The sequence below is a fragment of the Specibacter sp. NPDC057265 genome, assembly GCF_042668835.1.
In the GTDB taxonomy this organism is placed as follows: domain Bacteria; phylum Actinomycetota; class Actinomycetes; order Actinomycetales; family Micrococcaceae; genus Specibacter.
This window is the reverse complement of record NZ_JBHUYE010000001.1, coordinates 363122-380703: the sequence shown is the minus strand read 5'-3', so window position 1 is coordinate 380703 and position 17582 is coordinate 363122. Positions and strand designations below refer to the sequence as shown.

Below are 17582 nucleotides of genomic sequence, written 5' to 3'. Positions count from 1 at the left end.
CCACCCTTCGGCTCAATGACCGGCAACGGTCATGATGATGCTGACACAAGGCACTGACAGCTGCTGTGACCTACGCTACTATCCCGCACTGCAATTGACCCCACCCGGGAGGCAAACAATGGCTCCGGCGGGCGGGAAAAACCGCTGCCGCAGCACCCGTTTTAAAGTGTCGGAGCCCGGCACTGGGTAGGGTGGAGGGCATGTGCATTGACAGCATTCCCCCTGCGTACCGTCCGGCGCCCGGATCCGCTGCCCAGAGCGCCAAGGGCAGTGCCAAAAACCTTTTTGCCGCGGCCCCGGAGCCCTTGCCCGTGCCGGTGTATGACAACCACACGCATTTTGACTTTGGCGATTCCCCCGTGGCGCTGGGCGCCGCCCTGGACGCCGCGGCGGCGGTGGGCGTGGCCGGGGCCGTGCAGGTGGGCTGTGACCTGCCCTCCTCCCGGTTCACCGTGGCCGCGGTCGACGCCGATCCGCGACTGCTGGGCGCCGTGGCCCTGCACCCCAACGACGCCCCGTCCCTGGCGCAGGCGGGGGAGCTCGAGGCGGCCCTGTCGGAGATTGCGCAATTGGCGGCCCATCCCCGGGTGCGTGCCATTGGCGAGACGGGCTTGGATTACTTCCGCACCGGGGAGGCGGGCAGGGCCGCGCAGCACCACTCCTTCCGGGCGCATCTGGACATTGCCAAGGAGCTGGGCCTGGCCCTGCAGATCCACTGCCGCGACGCCCAGGAAGACGTGCTGGCCATCCTGGCCGACGCCGGCGCCCCCGAACGGTTGGTGTTCCACTGCTTTTCCGGCGATGCGGAACTGGCCAGGATCTGCAATGACCATGGCTGGTACATGTCCTTTTCCGGCACCGTGACGTTTAAAAACGCCCACAATCTGCGGCAGGGGCTGGCCGTTGCCGATCCGGCCCTGGTGCTGTGTGAAACCGACGCCCCGTTCCTGACCCCGCACCCCTTCCGGGGCCGCCCCAACGCCAGTTACATGCTCCCGTACACGGTGCGCCACATGGCTGAAACCACCGGCCGTGAAGTGGCGCAGATGTGCCGGCAGCTCAATGCCAACACGCAGGCCGTCTACGGCTCCTGGTAGTTTCGCGGGGTGTAGTTCCGCTCACGTCACCGTGACCAAACCTTGTCCAAAAGGTCACGGTTAGGTTACGCTGGGAAACTATTAGCCGTGGTCGGGGAAGGCCACCGGATTTTATGTGCCCACGCGCCACGGCCCGCCGTCGCGTCGGGCGCAACCGTTTGCAGAAGCACCTGCAGGAACCGGCCCGCCCGTGCGGCAGGGCTTTTTTCCTGCGCCGCCACTGCCCCTCCCCGTGCCCGGATGCTCCGACAGTTACGGGAACCCGTGTCTTCACCACTGCCCACCAAGGCCAAGCCCAGCTATCTGACCCTGGCCTGCCAAGGCGCCCTGCTGCTCGCCCTCGTAGCGGGAGTGTTGGCTTTTGCCACCGGCAACAAGAGCATCACCTTGGTGGTGGACGGCAGCACCAGCTCCGTGCAGGTCTTTGGCGGATCCGTTGCCGACGCGCTCAAGCGCGCGGACGTGGCAGTGGCCGCCGCGGACCACATCACCCCGGCCCTTGACGCCCCCGTCCAGGACGGCGGAACCATCACCGTGGACACCGCCAAGGACATCACTGTGAGCTTGGACGGGGCCGAACGCACCGTCACGACCACCTCCCACAGGATCAGCGGTTTGATGAACCAATTGGGCATTGGGGCCAATGCTGAAATCTCCGTGCCGGCGGACAAGCTGCTGGCGGCCTCGGACAATGTCAGCATCATCACCCCCAAGCAGGTCACGGTGGTGGCGGACGGCAAAAAGACCCTCAGCACCACCACCGCCGCCACCGTGGAGAAGCTGCTGGAGGAGGCGGAAATCAAGCTGGCCGCCACGGACCTGGTCTCGGCGCCGAAGGCCACGGCCGTGGTGGAAAACATGGTCATCAAGGTCACCCGCGTCAACACCGCCGGCACCGAGACCACAACAGTCGCCGTGCCCTTTGAAACCGAGGAGTCGGTTGATGCGCAGCTGTTCAAGGATGAGAAAAAGACCGTCCGTGAAGGGGTGGCCGGCAGCGTCGAGAAGAGCTTCCGCACGGTGGCCATTGACGGCGTCGTGGTCAGCCGCACCGAGACGGGCTCAGCGGTGAAGGTGGAACCGGTCAGCGCGAAGATCTCCATTGGCGCCAAGGAGCGCCCCGCCGCCAAGGAGGCCAAGGAGGCCAAGGCCACCGGGGCCAACACCGGCGCCAGCGCCCCGGCCATGTCCAACGAGGCCATGTGGGATGCCATTGCCCAGTGCGAATCCACCGGCAACTGGTCCATCAACAACGGCAACGGCTACTACGGCGGCCTGCAGTTCGACATCCAGACCTGGCTCGGCGCCGGCGGCGGCGAATACGCCCCCAATGCCAGCCTGGCCACCAAAGCCCAGCAAATTGACATTGCCAACCGGGTCCACGCCCAGCGCGGCCTCAGCGCCTGGGGTTGCGCGCACATGGTGCGCTAGCGGATACCATTGGTGCGTGAGCAGCCCCGAATTGTCCCCCGCCACCCAGCCGCTGCTGGGGGCCACCGAAATCCGCCGGCTTGCGGAAGAAATTGGTGTCCGCCCCACTAAAACACTGGGGCAGAACTTTGTCATTGACGGCAACACCATCCGGCGGATAGTGGCCGCAGCCCGCCTTGACCCCGGGGAGACGGTGCTGGAGGTGGGCCCGGGGCTGGGTTCGCTGACCTTGGGCCTGCTCGACGCCGCCGGGCAGGTCGTGGCGGTGGAAATTGACCCCGTGCTGGCGGCCAAGCTGCCCGACACGGTGGCCGCCTTCCGGCCGCAGTCGGCCGGGAAGCTGCAGGTCATTCTCAGCGACGCCATGCGGATCACCGAGCTGCCGGCCGAACCGACGGCCCTGGTGGCGAATCTGCCCTACAATGTGGCAGTGCCCGTGGTGCTGCACCTGCTGGAACATTTTCCCTCCCTGCGCCATGGCCTGGTCATGGTCCAGGACGAGGTGGCCGACCGCATGGTGGCGGGCCCCGGCTCCAAAACCTACGGCGTCCCCTCGGTCAAGGGTGCCTGGTATTCCCAGATGCGCAAGGCCGGGGTCATAGGCATGAACGTCTTTTGGCCGGCCCCCAAAATCTCCTCCGGCCTGGTGGCCTTTGAACGGCGCGAACCCCCCGTGACGCGCGCCTCCCGCACGGAGGTCTTCGCGGTCATTGACGCAGCCTTTGCCCAACGGCGCAAAACCCTGCGCGCCGCACTGGCCGGCTGGGCCGGTGGCGCCGCAGAGGCCGAAAGGTGCCTGCGGCTTGCCGGGGTGGATCCCAGCGCCCGGGGGGAGACCATTGACGTGCTGGCCTACGCGCGCATTGCCGAAGCCAAGCTCCCCCTCAACGCCTGAAAGGCACGCCATGGAGACCACTGACGCCGCCTTCGAACCACCCATTGTGCCGGCGGACACAGCAGCGCGGAACGCGCGGCGCCAGGTAAGGGTGCGGGCGCCGGGCAAAATCAACGTCCACTTCCAAGTCGGGCCCCCGCGCGCCGACGGCTACCACCGGGTTGCCAGCAGCTACCTGGCCGTGTCCCGCTACGAGGAGGTGGTGGTGACCGCGCGCCCCGGCACGGCGGCCCAGGACATCACGGTCTCCCTGGCCGAGGCCAGCTCCCTTGGGGCCGGGGCGCTGGCCGGCATTCCGCTGGACGGCAGCAATTTGGCCGTCAAGGCGGCGCTGCTGGTGGCCCAGCTGGCCCCGGAAGCCACCGGGGTGCACCTTGAGATCACCAAGCACGTTCCGATCGCCGGCGGCATGGGCGGGGGCTCCGCCGACGCCGCGGCCGTGCTCGTGGCCTGCGATGCGCTGTGGAACACCGCCCTGAGCCGTGAGGAGCTCTCCCGCCTTGGCGCGCAACTGGGAGCCGACGTGCCCTTTGCGCTGATGGGCGGCGCCGCCGTGGGCCTGGGCGTGGGGGACGAGCTCACCGCGGCGCTGGCCCCCACGCCGCTGCACTGGGTGCTGGTGCCGGCGGACTTTGGGCTGTCCACCCCGGTGGTCTACCAGCGCCTGGATGAGCTCCGCGAAGCCGCCGGAACCGTGGTGGCGGAGCCGGAGCAGGTGGCAACGGAGGTGCTGGCGGCCCTGCGGACCGGGGACGCCGCGGCGCTGGCGCCGTGGCTGCACAACGACCTGCAGGCGGCGGCGCTGGACCTGGCGCCCGGGCTGGCAGCGGTGCTGGATGACGGGCGGCGCCTGGGCTCCCTGGCGCAGCTGGTCTCGGGCTCCGGCCCCACGCTGGCCTTTTTGGCCGCCGACGCCGGGCATGCGCAGGAGCTGGCGGCCGCACTGCAGGACAGCGGCCACCGCGCCTGGGCGGTGGAGGGTCCCGTGCACGGGGCGCACATCCTGGCCTGAACATTTCTGCATTTTGACTGAAACAACAAGATTCTTTAAGGAAAGTGGTACCACGTGGCTCATTTGTTGGGCGGGGAAAATCTCAGCATTTCCTTCGCGACCCGGACCGTGCTCGACGGCGTCAGTGTGGGGCTCGAAGAGGGCGACCGGATTGGCATTGTGGGGCGCAACGGTGATGGCAAGTCCACGCTGATGCGCCTGCTGGCGGGGCGCCAAAGCCCGGACTCGGGCCGCGTGACGGTCCGTGGCGGGGTGCAGGTGAGCTACCTGGACCAGTCGGACGTGCTCGACGGCGACGACACCGTCGGCTTTGCCATTGTGGGGGAGGCCGCCGACCACGAGTGGGCGTCCAACCCCAAGATCCGCGAAATCATGGGCGCCCTGGTGGGCGAGGTGGACTGGCACGCGAACATCCACTCCCTCTCCGGCGGGCAGAAGCGGCGCGTGGCCCTGGCCAAGCTGCTCATTGGCGATGACGATGTGATCATGCTGGACGAGCCCACCAACCACCTGGATGTGGAGGGTGTGGCCTGGCTGGCCAAGCACCTGAAGGAACGCTGGCGCGCCAATGAGGGCGCCTTCGTGGTGGTCACCCACGACAGGTGGTTCCTGGACGAGGTGTGCACCCGCACCTGGGAAGTCCATGACGGCGTCATTGACCCGTTCGACGGCGGTTACGCCGCCTACGTGCTGGCCCGCGCCGAACGGGACCGGATGAACTCCGTCATTGAGTCCAAGCGGGTGCAGCTGGTGAAGAAGGAGCTGGCCTGGCTGCGCCGCGGCGCGCCCGCCCGCACGGCCAAACCCAAGTTCCGGATTGAGGCCGCCAACGAACTCATTGCCGACGTCCCCGAACCCCGCGACACGGTGGCGCTGTCCAAAATGGCCACCGCCCGCCTGGGCAAGGACGTGCTGGATTTGGAAAACGTCTCCCTCAGCTACGGCGCAGGCGACGGCGCCAAGGAACTGTTCAACAACATCACCCTGCGCCTGGCGCCGGGGGAGCGGCTGGGACTGGTGGGCGTCAACGGTGCCGGCAAGACCACACTGCTGCGCCTGCTCAACGGGGAGGTCCCGCCGTCGGCCGGCAAGGTCAAAACCGGCTCCACCGTGCGCACGGCCGTGCTGACGCAGGAGGTGCGGGAACTCGACGATGTGCTGAACATGCGCGTCATTGAGGTCATTGAACGGGAAAAGCGTTCCTTTGACGTCGGCGGCAAGGACATGACGGCCGGGCAGCTGGTGGAGCAGCTCGGCTTCACCAAGGACAAGCAGTGGACGCAGGTGAAGGACCTCTCCGGTGGCGAGCGGCGCCGGCTGCAGCTGCTGCGGCTGCTGGTGGGCGAGCCGAACGTGCTCATGCTCGATGAGCCCACCAACGACCTGGACACCGACACCCTGGCCGCGGTGGAGGACGTGCTTGACGGCTGGCCGGGCACGCTGGTGGTGGTCTCCCACGACAGGTACCTGCTTGAACGCGTCACCGACCATCAAATGGCGCTGCTGGGGGACGGGCTGCTGCGCGGCCTGCCCGGAGGCGTGGACCAGTACCTGGAGCTGCGCGCCGCAGCGGGCGTGGGCCCCTCCGCGGGGAGCCCCAGCGCCGGCAAATCCGAAGCCACCGGCCCTAGCGAGGCGCAAAAGCGCGATGCCCGCAAGGTGCTGAACCGTCTGGAGCGGCAGCTGTCCAAGAACTCCGCCGCGGACGCCAAGATCCATGCCCAAATGGCCCAGGCCGTGGGGGACTACGACGCCCTGAAGGAGCTCAACGCGAAACTGGCCAAGCTGGCTGCGGAGCGTGAGGGCCTGGAACTGGAGTGGATTGAGGCCTCGGAGGTGCTGGAGTAATCCCGCACCGCCGGTCAGTGTGAGCTTTGCCACTGCGCCGCCCTGCCGCCGGGCCACCACGGGCCCCGGCGCGGGCCCCAACTCGCGCAAAAGGCCATGGCCGTGGCACACTATATTCTCGTGCGCTTGATGTAAATCAAAAGTGTGCGGTCCGCTCTGGTGTAATGGCAGCACCCCAGCCTTTGGAGCTGTGGAGTATAGGTTCGAATCCTATGGGCGGAACGTCTGTGCCGCGTGCGGCAGCTGTGTTGACACAAGCCCCCTTCCTGCGCGGAAGGGGGCTTTTGTTGTTCCGCCACCGGCTGCGCCCGAAGGCGCCGGACAGGACGGGGAGCCCCCGGTGAACGGGTACCATGGAACTGATTCCCATTGCATGCCTAAGAAAATCGGACTGCGGTCCGGGCAGGAGTGCCACTTAGTGAGCCCCCAAGACAACCCCAGCAACAACCTCGCAGCAGTCATGGTTTTGGCCGCAGGAGCGGGCACCCGGATGAAATCCCGGACCCCCAAAATCCTGCACCCCGTGGGGGGAATCTCCATGGTGGGCCACGCCCTGGCCGCGGCCAAGGGCCTGAACCCGGCGAAACTGGCGGTGGTGGTGCGCCACGAACGTGATCTGGTGGCGGCCCACATTGCCGAACTGGAACCGCAGGCATTGCTGGTGGACCAGGACGACATCCCCGGCACCGGCCGCGCCGTGCAGCAGGCCCTGGAAGTCCTCGATGCCCAGGGCGAACTGGCCGGCACGGTGGTGGTCACCTACGGGGATGTGCCGCTGCTGAGCACCGGGCTGCTCGCCGAGCTGGTGGCCGTGCACACTGCCGACGCCAACGCCGTCACCGTGCTCACGGCAGTGCTCGAGGACGCCGCCGGCTATGGCCGGATCCTGCGCGACCCCACCGACAACACCGTGCTGGGCATCCGCGAACACAAGGACGCCAGCGACGCCGAACGGCAGATCCGTGAAGTCAATTCCGGCATCTACGCCTTCGACGCCGCAGTGCTCCGCACCGCCCTGCGCAGCGTCACCACGGAGAACAACCAGGGCGAAATGTACCTCACGGACGTGCTGGCCCTGGCCCGGCACGACGGCGGCCGGGTCGCCGCCGTCACCACCACCGACCAGTGGCAGGTGGAGGGCGCCAATGACAGGGTCCAGCTCGCCGCCCTCGGCGCCGAACACAACCGCCGCGTGGTGGAAGGCTGGATGCGCGCCGGCGTGAGCGTCATTGACCCGGCCACCACCTGGATCGACTCCACCGTGGAACTGGCCCCGGATGTCACCATCCTGCCCGGCACCCAGCTGCACGGCACCACCACGGTGGCCTCCGACGCCGTCGTGGGCCCCGATTCCACGCTGACGGATGTGCACATTGGCGCCGGCGCGCACGTGCTGCGCACCCACGGATCCGGCGCCGTGATTGGCGAGGGCGCCCAGGTGGGCCCCTTTACCTATTTGCGCCCCGGCACCGTGCTGGGCGCGGACGGCAAGATCGGGGCGTTTTATGAAACCAAAAACGTCACCATTGGCCGCGGCTCCAAACTGTCCCACCTGGGCTACGCCGGGGACGCCGAGATTGGCGAGGACAGCAACATTGGCTGCGGCAACATCACTGCCAACTACGACGGCGAGAACAAGCACCGGACGGTCATTGGTTCGGGCGTGCGGACAGGATCCAACACCGTCTTTGTTGCCCCCGTCACGGTGGGCGACGGCGCCTTCACCGGAGCCGGCGCCATTGTGCGCAAGGACGTCCCGGCCGGGGCCTTGACCCTGACGGTGGCCCCGCAACGCAACGCCGAAGGCTGGACCGAAGCGAACCGGCCCGGCAGCGTCTCCGCGCAGGCCGCCGCAGCCGCCACCACTTCCCACTGACAAAACTTCTCACGTTCCCCACCACCTTCGAGAAAGAAAATCATGAGTGAACTAAGCCATAACGTCGACAAAAAGCTGGTCTTGGCTTCCGGCCGTGCCCACCCAGAGCTGGCCGAGGAAGTGGCGCGTTGTTTGGGGACCGAGCTGCTGCCCATGTCCGCCTACGACTTCGCCAATGGCGAGATCTACGTCCGCTCCGGCGAAAGCGTCCGCGGCAAGGAAGTGTTCATCATCCAGGCCCACCCGGCGCCGTTGAACAACTGGCTCATGGAGCAGCTGATCATGGTGGACTCCATGAAGCGCGCCTCCGCCCGCCGCATCACGGTGGTGGCCCCGTTCTACCCGTACTCGCGCCAGGACAAGAAGGGCCGCGGCCGCGAGCCCATCTCCGCCCGCCTGGTTGCGGACATGTACAAGACCGCCGGCGCGGACCGGATCATGAGTGTTGACCTGCACACCGCCCAGATCCAGGGCTTCTTTGACGGCCCGGTGGACCACTTGTTCGCCATTCCGCTGCTGGCCGAGCACATCCGCTCCATTGTGGGCGAGGACGAGGTCACGGTGGTTTCCCCCGACACCGGCCGTGTGCGCGTGGCCGAGCAGTGGGCCGACCGTCTGGGCGGCGCGCCGCTGGCGTTCGTGCACAAGTCGCGCGATCTCACGGTTCCCAACCAGGCTGTGTCCAAGACCGTGGTGGGCCAGGTCCAGGGCCGCACCTGCGTGCTCATTGACGACATGATCGACACCGGCGGCACCATTGCCGGTGCGGTGCGGGTGCTCAAGGACGCCGGCGCGAAGGATGTCATCATTGCCGCCACGCACGCCGTGTTCTCCGATCCTGCCGCCGAACGCCTGGCCAACTGCGGTGCCCGTGAAGTGGTGGTCACCAACACCCTGCCCATCCCGGAGGAGAAGCGCTTCGCCAATTTGACCGTGCTCTCCATTGCCCCGCTGCTGGCACGGGCCATCAAGGAAGTCTTCGAGGACGGCTCCGTCACGAGCCTCTTTGACGGCAACGGATAAATCCCGACGTTTCAATGGCCGCCGCCGGCGGCCATTGGCGTTTAAAGGCACCGCTTCCGCACGCTTCCGCACGCTGCCGCACTGCTGTTCCGCCCTGTTCCGCACCCCTGCGTAGCCCTGTTCGGCACCCTGCGTAGCTGCATGCGCCGGACTCCTCTGCGGTTTGGCGCATGGGGTCACCATGCGCCAAATTCACCATGAGTGTGGAGCATGCGGAAGCGGTGCCGGAGCCCATGCGCTGAACTGCCGGTGGAGTCCGGCGCACAAAGCCACGCACCCCTCCGCCGCGTCCACAGCTGTTCCCCCACAGCACCGGCTGTGGGGCGCCGAATCCACAACCACTGCGGCGGGCTGCCACGGTTGCCGCCGTACGGGCACGCTGGGTGCCATGAGCACCGCAAATGACCATAAAAAGATCTTCGTCGAGGATGAAGTGGCGTGGTACGGCAACGTTGCCCGGCGCAAGGATCTGCTGGCCCGGGGATGTTCGCCCCGGAGCATCCTGCGGGCGGAAAAGGCTGCCCGGATCCGCCGCATTGCCCCGGGTTATTACGCTTTGCCCAACGCGGATCCACTGGATGTGCGCCTCGCGTTGCACCAGGCACGGCGCAGCTGCTTCACCAAAGCCCAGCAACTGGGACTGTGGGTCATCAAGCCGCCAGCGCTCTGGCATGTGGCTGCAGCCCACGGCCGTCCGATTCCAGGATGCGTGGTCCACAAGGTAAGCGGAGCGCAGACACTGCTTGATATTTTGCGCCAGTGTGTTGCCTGTGGCTCCGAGGTGGACGCGCTGGCGGTGTTGGAGTCCGCCGTGGTGCTCAAACATTGCACCTTTGCCCAGCTTCGCACGGAGTTCAGCCGGCGTGAAGATACGCGGGGCCGGGCCGTCATCAACATGATCGACCCCCAATCCATGTCCATCGCCGAAACGGTGGCCAGATATCACTTGCGCAAGGCCGGCTTGAATGTTCAGGGCCAATTTTATGTGCGCGGGGTGGGCCACATTGACTTGCTCGTTGAAGGCTTGCTGTGTGTGGAAACCGATGGCGAGAAGTACCACAACACGGCGCAGGGCTGGGCGGCGGACCTGAGGAGGGACAACCTGTTGGTCATGGAGGGCCGCTGGTGTCTGCGCATCCCGGCCGCGGTGGTTTTGGATCGCCCGGAACTCATGGTCAAGTGGGTGCGTCAGGCGCTCACCATGATCGCTCCTGCGCCAAGCTGACCCGGCGTTCAGCGCATGGCGGATCCGGAATGGGACTGCATGCGATGAATTGAAGACGGGTTTGGCGCATGGCGGCACCATGCGCCAAACCCACAGCCAGTCCGGCGCATGGAGAACGCGGCCTTTCCCTATGCGCCGTGATGCGGTCGGATTCGGCGCATGACGGCACGCCCACCGCACCACCACCCCCACCGCACAAGCACCGGCAAGCCCTAGCCTTCTGCTAAACTTGTCCAGTAAACCTTGGCGAGGGACGTTTGCTACAGCGGGCGTCCGTGATCGACTGGGTCCCACAGCTCCTGACTTTCTGATGGATTGTGTTGACCTGTTTTGTCCACGCCCACCACAAATGAAGGAGCTTTTTCATGTCTGATTTGAATTTGACAGCAGAAACCCGCAGCGAATTCGGCAAGGGTGCAGCACGCCGCATCCGCCGCGCCAAGCAGATCCCTGCCGTGATCTACGGCCACGGCGCAGCCCCCCTGCACCTGGTTCTGCCCGAGCGCGAGACGGTCCGCGCCATCCGCGGCTCCAACGCACTGCTGACCATCACCCTCGATGGTGAAGAGCACCTGGCACTGGTCAAGGATGTGCAGCGCGATCCCGTACTGCAGATCGTTGAGCACATTGACCTGCTGACGGTCCAGAAGGGCGAGAAGGTCACCGTTGACGTGCCCGTCGTCCTGACCGGTGAGTCCGCTCCCGGCGTTGTGGTGAACCAGGAAGAAGTTTCCGTCAGCGTTTCCGCCGACGCCACCAACGTTCCGGTGAACATTGAACTGGACATCAGCGGCCGCGAAGCCGGCCAGCACATCCACGCCAGCGACCTGGTCCTGCCGGCCAACGTTGAACTGATCAACGAAGGCGAACTGTTGATCGTGCACTTCGCCGAGCCCACCGTGGCTGACGTTGATGAAGAAGCAGCTGCCGAGTAATCAGCACAACACATGAGTGATACTTGGCTTGTAGTCGGGCTCGGGAACCCCGGGCCCGGCTACAGCCGCAATCGGCACAATATTGGCTTTATGGTGGTTGAGGAACTGGCCTCCCGCCTGGATGCCACCTTCAAGACCCACAAATCCAAGGCCCTGGTGGCCACCGGCCGTCTGGCCGCCGGCGGGCACAAGTTGATCCTGGCCAAGCCCACCGTGTTCATGAACCTCAGTGGAGGTCCGACGGCGGCACTTGCCAAGTTCTACAACCTCCGCCCGGATCACGTGGTGGTGGTCCATGACGAGATTGAAATACCTTTTGACACGGTCAAGTTAAAACACGGTGGTGGTGAAGGCGGGCACAACGGCCTGCGCGACATCTCCAAAACCCTGGGGACCAGGGACTACTACCGTGTCCGTGCCGGCGTGGGCCGGCCCCCTGGACGGGCCGACGCGGCCAGCCACGTGCTGCGGGACTTTTCCACCGTTGAAAACAAGGCCCTGCCGTTCCTCATTGACAACGCCGCAGACGCCGCGGAACTGCTCGTGGCGGAAGGTTTCGCCGCCGCCGGGCAAAAATACAATGCCTAACTGAGGCAAGATTGTTCCTTAATACCCCGTCTTTGTGATGCCCCTCACACCCTCCCGCTGTTATGATCGGCAGGATTGCGAGGATTCCGGATTTTTTGTATCCGGCGTATTCACACTGAGATGGGGGTCCTCAAATGATAGGTCTGGGGGACGGTCCCGCGCTTGCAGCAGAGCAGGGTGCCGGACAGGCCCTGCTGCGCCGTGCCATGGGCGCACAGGACAGGCGCACGTGGTCCTCCTTGATGCGCCAGAGCTCGGTCGATGCCATCCTTGCCCAGCTGCAGGACAACAACTTCCTTGGTGCTGCGATCCTTGGCCCGCGCGGAGTGGGAAAAACCTCCCTGGCCCGCTGCATCGAGTCCAAGCTCGCTGCCACGAGCCATGTGGTGCGTCTGTATGGCACCGAGGGTGAACCGGCAGTTCCCTACGGGGCATTGGCAGTGCAAATGGCCAGGCTCTCAGCACGCCAGAGCGAATCACCGGCCGCCATCATTGAGGGCCTGAGCGAACTTGTCCGTCAGGACGCCAAGGGCCGGCCGGTGGTCATTGTTTTGGATGAGCTGCCCGGCATTGACACCTCCAGCATGGGCGTCATCATGCATTTGTTGCTGACGGGAACGGCCAAACTCATGGTCATGGCCCGCCAGCCGGGGGATTTGCCGGAGGACCTGGCCTGGATGATGAAGGACCGGCTGCTGCGGGAAAACCGGATTGAACCGTTTTCCCGTGAAGAGGTGCGGGTCCTGTTGTCCAAGGCGCTGGGCGGCACCGTCGGGGAATCGGTGGTGACTGCCCTTTTCCACAGCAGTTCCGGCAACCCCTTGGTCCTGCATGCCTTGGTCACGGAATACCTGGGCGGCAATGTCCTTAAAAGCCGGGCTGGAATCTGGATTCTTGACGGCACTGCCACGCTCAACACCGACAGCATCCTGTCCGAACTGGTCACGGCCAGAATGGCGCGTGAAAACGCGGTGGTGAACACCGGGGTGGAGAAAATGTCGCTGCTGAGGCGGGTGCCGTTGTCAGCTGCCCTGTCCGGGCTGGGCGCGGAGACGCTTTCCCAACTTGAGGAACGCGGTCTGGTGCAGATTTCCCCACGTGACCGGCAGATGGTTTCCCTTACCGAACCATACGTGGGGGAGATGGTGCGGGCACGGATGGGCGCCAGCCGGAAGGCGGCACTGCTGCGCGAAATTTCCGCCGTCCTGAGCTTTGATTTGAACAAAATGAACCCCCAGGAACGGGTGGCGTACGCGGGCTGGGTCATTGACGCCGGGATGGACTTGGAACCGGAGCTGGCCTTGGCGGCCGCCCAGGCGGCCATTAACCTCTTTGAGCCCGTGCTGGCGCTGGCATGCTGCGCACGAATCCCCGCCGGTCATCCCCTGGCGGTTCAGGCCGCCCAAAAACGCAGCCGGGCACATTTCATCACGGCCAACCACAGCAAGTCGGTTGCGGCGTTGGAGGTCATTGACGTCACCGTGCTGGATGGGCTCAGCCCCGCTGCCTATGGCTCCTGGCTGGCGGATTCGGTCAGCTCGCTGCTGTGGGTTCCCGGCGGGTATTACCGGATTGCGCAGTTGCTGGCCGAGGCGCAGCTGCGCCTGAAGCGGGCGGAGGCGGCCCGCCTGGACACCACTGCCGCCCGGCGGGCGCTGAATTTGGCGCGCTTTGAATACATGGTGCACAAGGGCGAGTTTCAACAACTTGGTGAGGACCTCGAGATCGGCAGCAAAGACGGGCGGGACCGCGAGTACCGGCTCAATTGCGCATCCCTGCTGATCATGGTGTTTGCCGCCACGGGGCGTGAAAGCGAAGCGGTGGAACTGGGCAAAAGCATCGAAGTGGAAGTTGAAAAGTTTGACCTGGTGCTGCGCATGTCCCCCTGGCGGCAGCACGGGATGGTTTTGGCGCTGATGTGGAGTGGCCAGTGGCGCGCGTGTGAGACGATGCTCCAGCGCAACATTGAAACGTACTCGCGCCTGAGCCAGTACCGCGGTGGCGACCTGGAGTTGGGCCTGGGCATGGCCTACACCTTTGCCGGGCGGGGCTCCCAGGCCAGGGAGCTGTTGTTGACGGCGGCGGCGCAGCTGGAAGTCCGGGACAGCTGCAACAGTCTGGGACTGGTTTATTCTGCCTTGGCGTTGGCTTCCGCCCAGATCCATGATGACGCCACCGCGGCGAAGTACCTGCGCATGGCGCAGGGCACGGGCACGGGTGCCATGTGGGTGCACCGTTCCACCGCCGAATTGTTCCAGTTGATGGCCCGGCGCTGGATGGGTGACAAGGCCGCGTCCGAACAGCTGGTGTCCTCAGCCATTTATGACAGCAGATTTGGCCGCTTCACCACCGCCTCCATCAGCTTGTTCGCGGCCACGCTGGCAGCCACGGATGAGCACTACCGGCTGCTGGAGGAAAGCTCCCTCAAACGCCAGGGGGGCCTGGCCTCCATCAACGTGGCGGTGGCCCGTGCGCAGCGCACAGGCAATGCCGCCCTGGTGCTGGAAGCTGCAGCCCAGGCGCAGCTTTTGGAGTTGGACGAGGTGGAATGCAGATGCGCCGTGCTCGCCCTGGACCTGGCGCATGCCGCCGGGGATTCAAAGACGGCCAGGGAAGCCCGCACGCGCCTGGACCGGCTGCAACGTGTCCTGCCGGTGTTTCCCGTGCTGCCCAGTGTGCCCAGCGTGAAGCTCACCGCGCGGGAGCTGCAAATTGCCCGGCTGGCCGCCCAGGGCCTGGGCAACAGGGCCATTGCTTCAAGGATCGGGGTGTCCGTGCGCACCGTCGAAGGTCATTTGTACCAGGTGTTTGCCAAGCTGGACGTTTCCTCCCGGGATGAATTGAAACTGGCCGTAGAACCGTGAGGCCGCCGGACGGCGGCGGGGACATCGGGCCGGACGCCGCGGAAATCCTGCAACCGCCTTTCTGCCGTGGGGATGAGCTGGGCGACATCCTTTCGATCATCAGCGGTGCACAGTGCCGTGCCGTGTTCCTCACCGCCGACAGCGGACTGGGGGCATCGACCCTCCTGCGGCGCGTGGTCTCCGAGGTCAAGACACGGCTGGCTGTCATTGCCGTGCACGGGACCTTGTCGCTGGCCCAGGTGCCCTACGGAGTGCTCGCACCATTTATGCGCCCGGCAGGCGGCGGGCATTTAAACATTGGCATCAGTGTGCTGCACTCCCTCCTGCAGGAAATTGAACGGCGCAGAAAGGAACTGCCCGCGGCCGCCCAGGCCGGCAACTACCCTGCGCTGATAGTCATCGATGACGCCCACTTTCTGGATGTCCCCACCGCGGAGGTGCTGGTCAAACTGGTCATGTCCGGAACCGCGAACCTGGTCCTGTCCCATGCCAGCAAGAGCCCCCTGCCGGCGCCACTGCCAAAATTATGGGCAACGGGCATGGCGGAGAACATCACCTTGAAGCCGCTGTCCATGGAGGCGGGGCACGTCTTTTGCGAGCTCATGCTGGGCGGGCAGGTGCGGCGGGCCACCAGCTGGCAGTTCTGCTCCGCGGCCGCCGGCAATCCGCTGCTGCTGCGCATAGCGGTGGAGGCGGCGGTCAAAAATGGCCAGCTCATGCTGCACAACGGCTGGTGGGTGGCCGCGCCCCATCTTTTAAACCATGGCAGGGTCCTGGATGAGGTGGTCCGCGCCCAGTTGCGTGACCTCTCCGACGCCGGCCGGGCGGCACTGAACCTGGTGGCCCTTTCCGAACCCGTGGAGGAGTCCACCGTGCATGAACTGTGGGGCAGTGCCGCGCTGGCGGAGCTGCGGGAGCGGCGCCTGGTGCGCCGGCACCACCAGGATGCAGCGCTGCTGGCCCTGGCCAGTCCCATTTACGGGGACGTCATCCGCGAGATGGTGCCGCTGGGGCAGCGCCGGCGCCTGTATGAGCAACTCACGCACCGGGGCGGCCATGAGGAGCTGGGGAGCGAAGCCCTGCTGCGGCGCGTCCTGTGGGCCTTGGAGGTGGGGGCGGACATCCCCGAGGAACAAATACTGCGGGCCGCCATTTTCGCCGTCAAACTCTTTCAGTCCGCAACCGCCCTGCAATTGGTGGCGGCCATCCGCGGCAGCGAATTTCGTGTGCGTGCCGGCATGGTCAAGGCCCGGGCAAAGTACAACATGGGGGATTACCGGGGTGCGCTGGCCGCCATGGAATCCTTGTCCGACGACGCCGGCAACCTGGTGGATCTGCTCTTTGGCAGCCTGCTGCGGGCCGCCACCCGATCGGCGCTGGGCATGCCTGTGCAAGCCATCGCCAATGATGCCCGGGCCCTGAGGGAGGGCGGGGAGCGTCTGGCCTTGAAGTGGCCGGATCAGGCCCACTACATTGCCGAGCACAGCCGCAAGCATGCCCTGCTGCTGACCTTGGTGGTGCATTCCCGGGCAGGCAGCTATGCCCAGATGGGGCCGCAGGTCAGGGCGCTGGTCAGGAGCAGCGTGCTGGCCACCGCCTATGACAAGCTCTACCGGGCCGTCGCCCTGACCATGGATGTGGAGCGGCTCACGGCGCAGGGTTTTCCCCTGCAGGGCCTGCTGCGTGTGAAGGAAGCGCTTGCCATTGAACGTTCCGATGAGGACGATGTTTTTCTGCTGCCCGAGTCCATCATCTTCCGGCACCTGCTGGCGGCCACCTGCGCCGGGGAGTGGCAGGAGGTGGCAGCGGTGCTGGAGCGGGTTTCCGTGGAGGCGGAACTGCTCTTTCACTCCATTGGCGGGGGCGCGGATGTGGTGCGCGGGATGATGTTGTTGCGCTGTGGGAAAACCGCCGAGGCCCTGGATGCACTGGTGGCCGGCATGGACGCGCTCAAGACCAGTGATCCGCAGCAGTTGCTCGGCTGCTGCACGGCCATGGCCAGCTATGCGGCAGCGCGGCTGGGGCGGATGGATTTGGCCCGGCGGCTGGCCCGGGACCATGTTGCGGACAGCGGGATGTTTGTGGTGGTGGCCCATGGGCGTGCCTACCTGTCCGCCTGCAGGCATCTGCTGCGGCCAGGCTCCGGCGCGCTCGCCGAACTGCTGGCGCAGGCCGATGAGGCCCGCGCGGCGGATTCCACCATGCTCGAACTCAATGCCCTGGTCCTGGTGCTGGAACTGGGCGATTGTTCCGTCGCGGCGCGGGTGGCGGAAATTGCCGCAGCCGTGGAAGGGCCGTGGGCGCGCAGTGTGCAGGACTTTGCCGCCGCGGTGCTCTGTGCTGACGGGCTGGTCCTGGCCCGTGCGGCCCAGCAGCTGGCCGACGCCGGCCTGCTGGGTCTGGCCCGGCAGGCGCTGGCCTGGGCGGCAACGGCCCTGCAAAACGCCGCTGCGTCCCCCGCGGTGAACAACGCGCACAAGCAGTTGCGGCAGCTGGCCCCCACGCTGGGGATGCAAGCACCGGCACGGCATTTGGGGGCCCAGGCCCCGCAGCAGCGGCTGACCCGGCGCGAGCGGGAGGTGACGGTTCTGGTGGCCTCGGGGCTGGGGGACCGCGAAGTGGCGGAGAAGCTCAACCTCTCGCTGCGCACTGTGGAAGGCCACCTGTACCGGGCCTATGGAAAATTGGGCATCCGCGCCCGCACCGAGCTGCCGGCGGCACTGGCCCAACTGCCCCCGCAGCAGTAGCCCGCGGCGGGCAACCGCCCGCCCGTGCGGACGCTACCTGG

12 protein-coding genes and 1 tRNA gene are annotated in these 17582 nt (G+C 66.0%); all 13 read left to right on the top strand.

The features are described from left to right. Window positions 1-200 precede the first annotated feature (200 nt). The 13 genes from ACFUCV_RS01570 to ACFUCV_RS01510 all read left to right on the top strand — a co-directional run bounded on the left by ACFUCV_RS01570 (window position 201) and on the right by ACFUCV_RS01510 (window position 17541). Entirely contained in the window at window positions 201-1097 is an 897-nt protein-coding gene (locus tag ACFUCV_RS01570) for a TatD family hydrolase (RefSeq protein ID WP_380811283.1), read from the top strand. 264 nt (window positions 1098-1361) lie between these two features. Then, complete coding sequence (locus tag ACFUCV_RS01565; RefSeq protein ID WP_380811281.1) at window positions 1362-2528, top strand: transglycosylase family protein; 1167 nt, start codon at window positions 1362-1364, stop codon at window positions 2526-2528. Window positions 2529-2544: 16 nt separating this feature from the next. After that, window positions 2545-3423, top strand: coding sequence for a 16S rRNA (adenine(1518)-N(6)/adenine(1519)-N(6))-dimethyltransferase RsmA (rsmA, locus tag ACFUCV_RS01560; protein ID WP_380811279.1), 879 nt, complete (start codon window positions 2545-2547; stop codon window positions 3421-3423). A gap of 10 nt (window positions 3424-3433) precedes the next feature. Next, window positions 3434-4435, top strand: a complete 1002-nt coding sequence (locus ACFUCV_RS01555) for a 4-(cytidine 5'-diphospho)-2-C-methyl-D-erythritol kinase (protein WP_380811277.1) — start codon at window positions 3434-3436, stop codon at window positions 4433-4435. Between the two features lie 54 nt (window positions 4436-4489). After that, window positions 4490-6283 carry an ABC-F family ATP-binding cassette domain-containing protein gene (locus ACFUCV_RS01550; protein ID WP_380811275.1) on the top strand — a complete coding sequence of 598 codons (1794 nt, stop codon included), beginning with the start codon at window positions 4490-4492 and terminating at the stop codon, window positions 6281-6283. A gap of 150 nt (window positions 6284-6433) precedes the next feature. Next, window positions 6434-6505 (top strand) — tRNA-Gln (locus ACFUCV_RS01545). A gap of 151 nt (window positions 6506-6656) precedes the next feature. Beyond that, window positions 6657-8159 (top strand): bifunctional UDP-N-acetylglucosamine diphosphorylase/glucosamine-1-phosphate N-acetyltransferase GlmU, encoded by a 1503-nt coding sequence (glmU, locus tag ACFUCV_RS01540; protein WP_380811273.1) that lies wholly within the window; start codon window positions 6657-6659, stop codon window positions 8157-8159. Between the two features lie 42 nt (window positions 8160-8201). Next, window positions 8202-9182: a ribose-phosphate diphosphokinase gene (locus ACFUCV_RS01535; protein WP_380811271.1), complete on the top strand. Its 981-nt coding sequence runs from the start codon at window positions 8202-8204 to the stop codon at window positions 9180-9182. Between the two features lie 388 nt (window positions 9183-9570). After that, on the top strand, window positions 9571-10407 hold the full coding sequence (locus ACFUCV_RS01530; protein ID WP_380811269.1) for a type IV toxin-antitoxin system AbiEi family antitoxin domain-containing protein: 837 nt from the start codon (window positions 9571-9573) through the stop codon (window positions 10405-10407). Window positions 10408-10772: 365 nt separating this feature from the next. Continuing rightward, window positions 10773-11342 (top strand): 50S ribosomal protein L25/general stress protein Ctc, encoded by a 570-nt coding sequence (locus ACFUCV_RS01525; RefSeq protein ID WP_380811267.1) that lies wholly within the window; start codon window positions 10773-10775, stop codon window positions 11340-11342. A gap of 12 nt (window positions 11343-11354) precedes the next feature. Further along, entirely contained in the window at window positions 11355-11930 is a 576-nt protein-coding gene (gene pth, locus ACFUCV_RS01520) for an aminoacyl-tRNA hydrolase (protein WP_380811265.1), read from the top strand. Between the two features lie 134 nt (window positions 11931-12064). Then, window positions 12065-14794 carry a LuxR C-terminal-related transcriptional regulator gene (locus ACFUCV_RS01515; protein ID WP_380811263.1) on the top strand — a complete coding sequence of 910 codons (2730 nt, stop codon included), beginning with the start codon at window positions 12065-12067 and terminating at the stop codon, window positions 14792-14794. Beyond that, window positions 14791-17541 carry a LuxR C-terminal-related transcriptional regulator gene (locus tag ACFUCV_RS01510; RefSeq protein WP_380811260.1) on the top strand — a complete coding sequence of 917 codons (2751 nt, stop codon included), beginning with the start codon at window positions 14791-14793 and terminating at the stop codon, window positions 17539-17541. The genes ACFUCV_RS01515 and ACFUCV_RS01510 overlap by 4 nt, the downstream gene beginning before the upstream one ends. Window positions 17542-17582 lie beyond the last annotated feature (41 nt).

Bases quoted from the DNA above. Each gene is read 5' to 3' on its own strand.
- ACFUCV_RS01570 (WP_380811283.1), top strand. From the start codon at position 201: ATGTGCATTGACAGCATTCCCCCTGCGTACCGTCCGGCGCCCGGATCC.
- ACFUCV_RS01555 (WP_380811277.1), top strand. From the start codon at position 3,434: ATGGAGACCACTGACGCCGCCTTCGAACCACCCATTGTGCCGGCGGAC.
- glmU (WP_380811273.1), top strand. From the start codon at position 6,657: ATGCCTAAGAAAATCGGACTGCGGTCCGGGCAGGAGTGCCACTTAGTG.
- ACFUCV_RS01535 (WP_380811271.1), top strand. From the start codon at position 8,202: ATGAGTGAACTAAGCCATAACGTCGACAAAAAGCTGGTCTTGGCTTCC.
- ACFUCV_RS01530 (WP_380811269.1), top strand. From the start codon at position 9,571: ATGAGCACCGCAAATGACCATAAAAAGATCTTCGTCGAGGATGAAGTG.
- ACFUCV_RS01525 (WP_380811267.1), top strand. From the start codon at position 10,773: ATGTCTGATTTGAATTTGACAGCAGAAACCCGCAGCGAATTCGGCAAG.
- pth (WP_380811265.1), top strand. From the start codon at position 11,355: ATGAGTGATACTTGGCTTGTAGTCGGGCTCGGGAACCCCGGGCCCGGC.
- ACFUCV_RS01515 (WP_380811263.1), top strand. From the start codon at position 12,065: ATGATAGGTCTGGGGGACGGTCCCGCGCTTGCAGCAGAGCAGGGTGCC.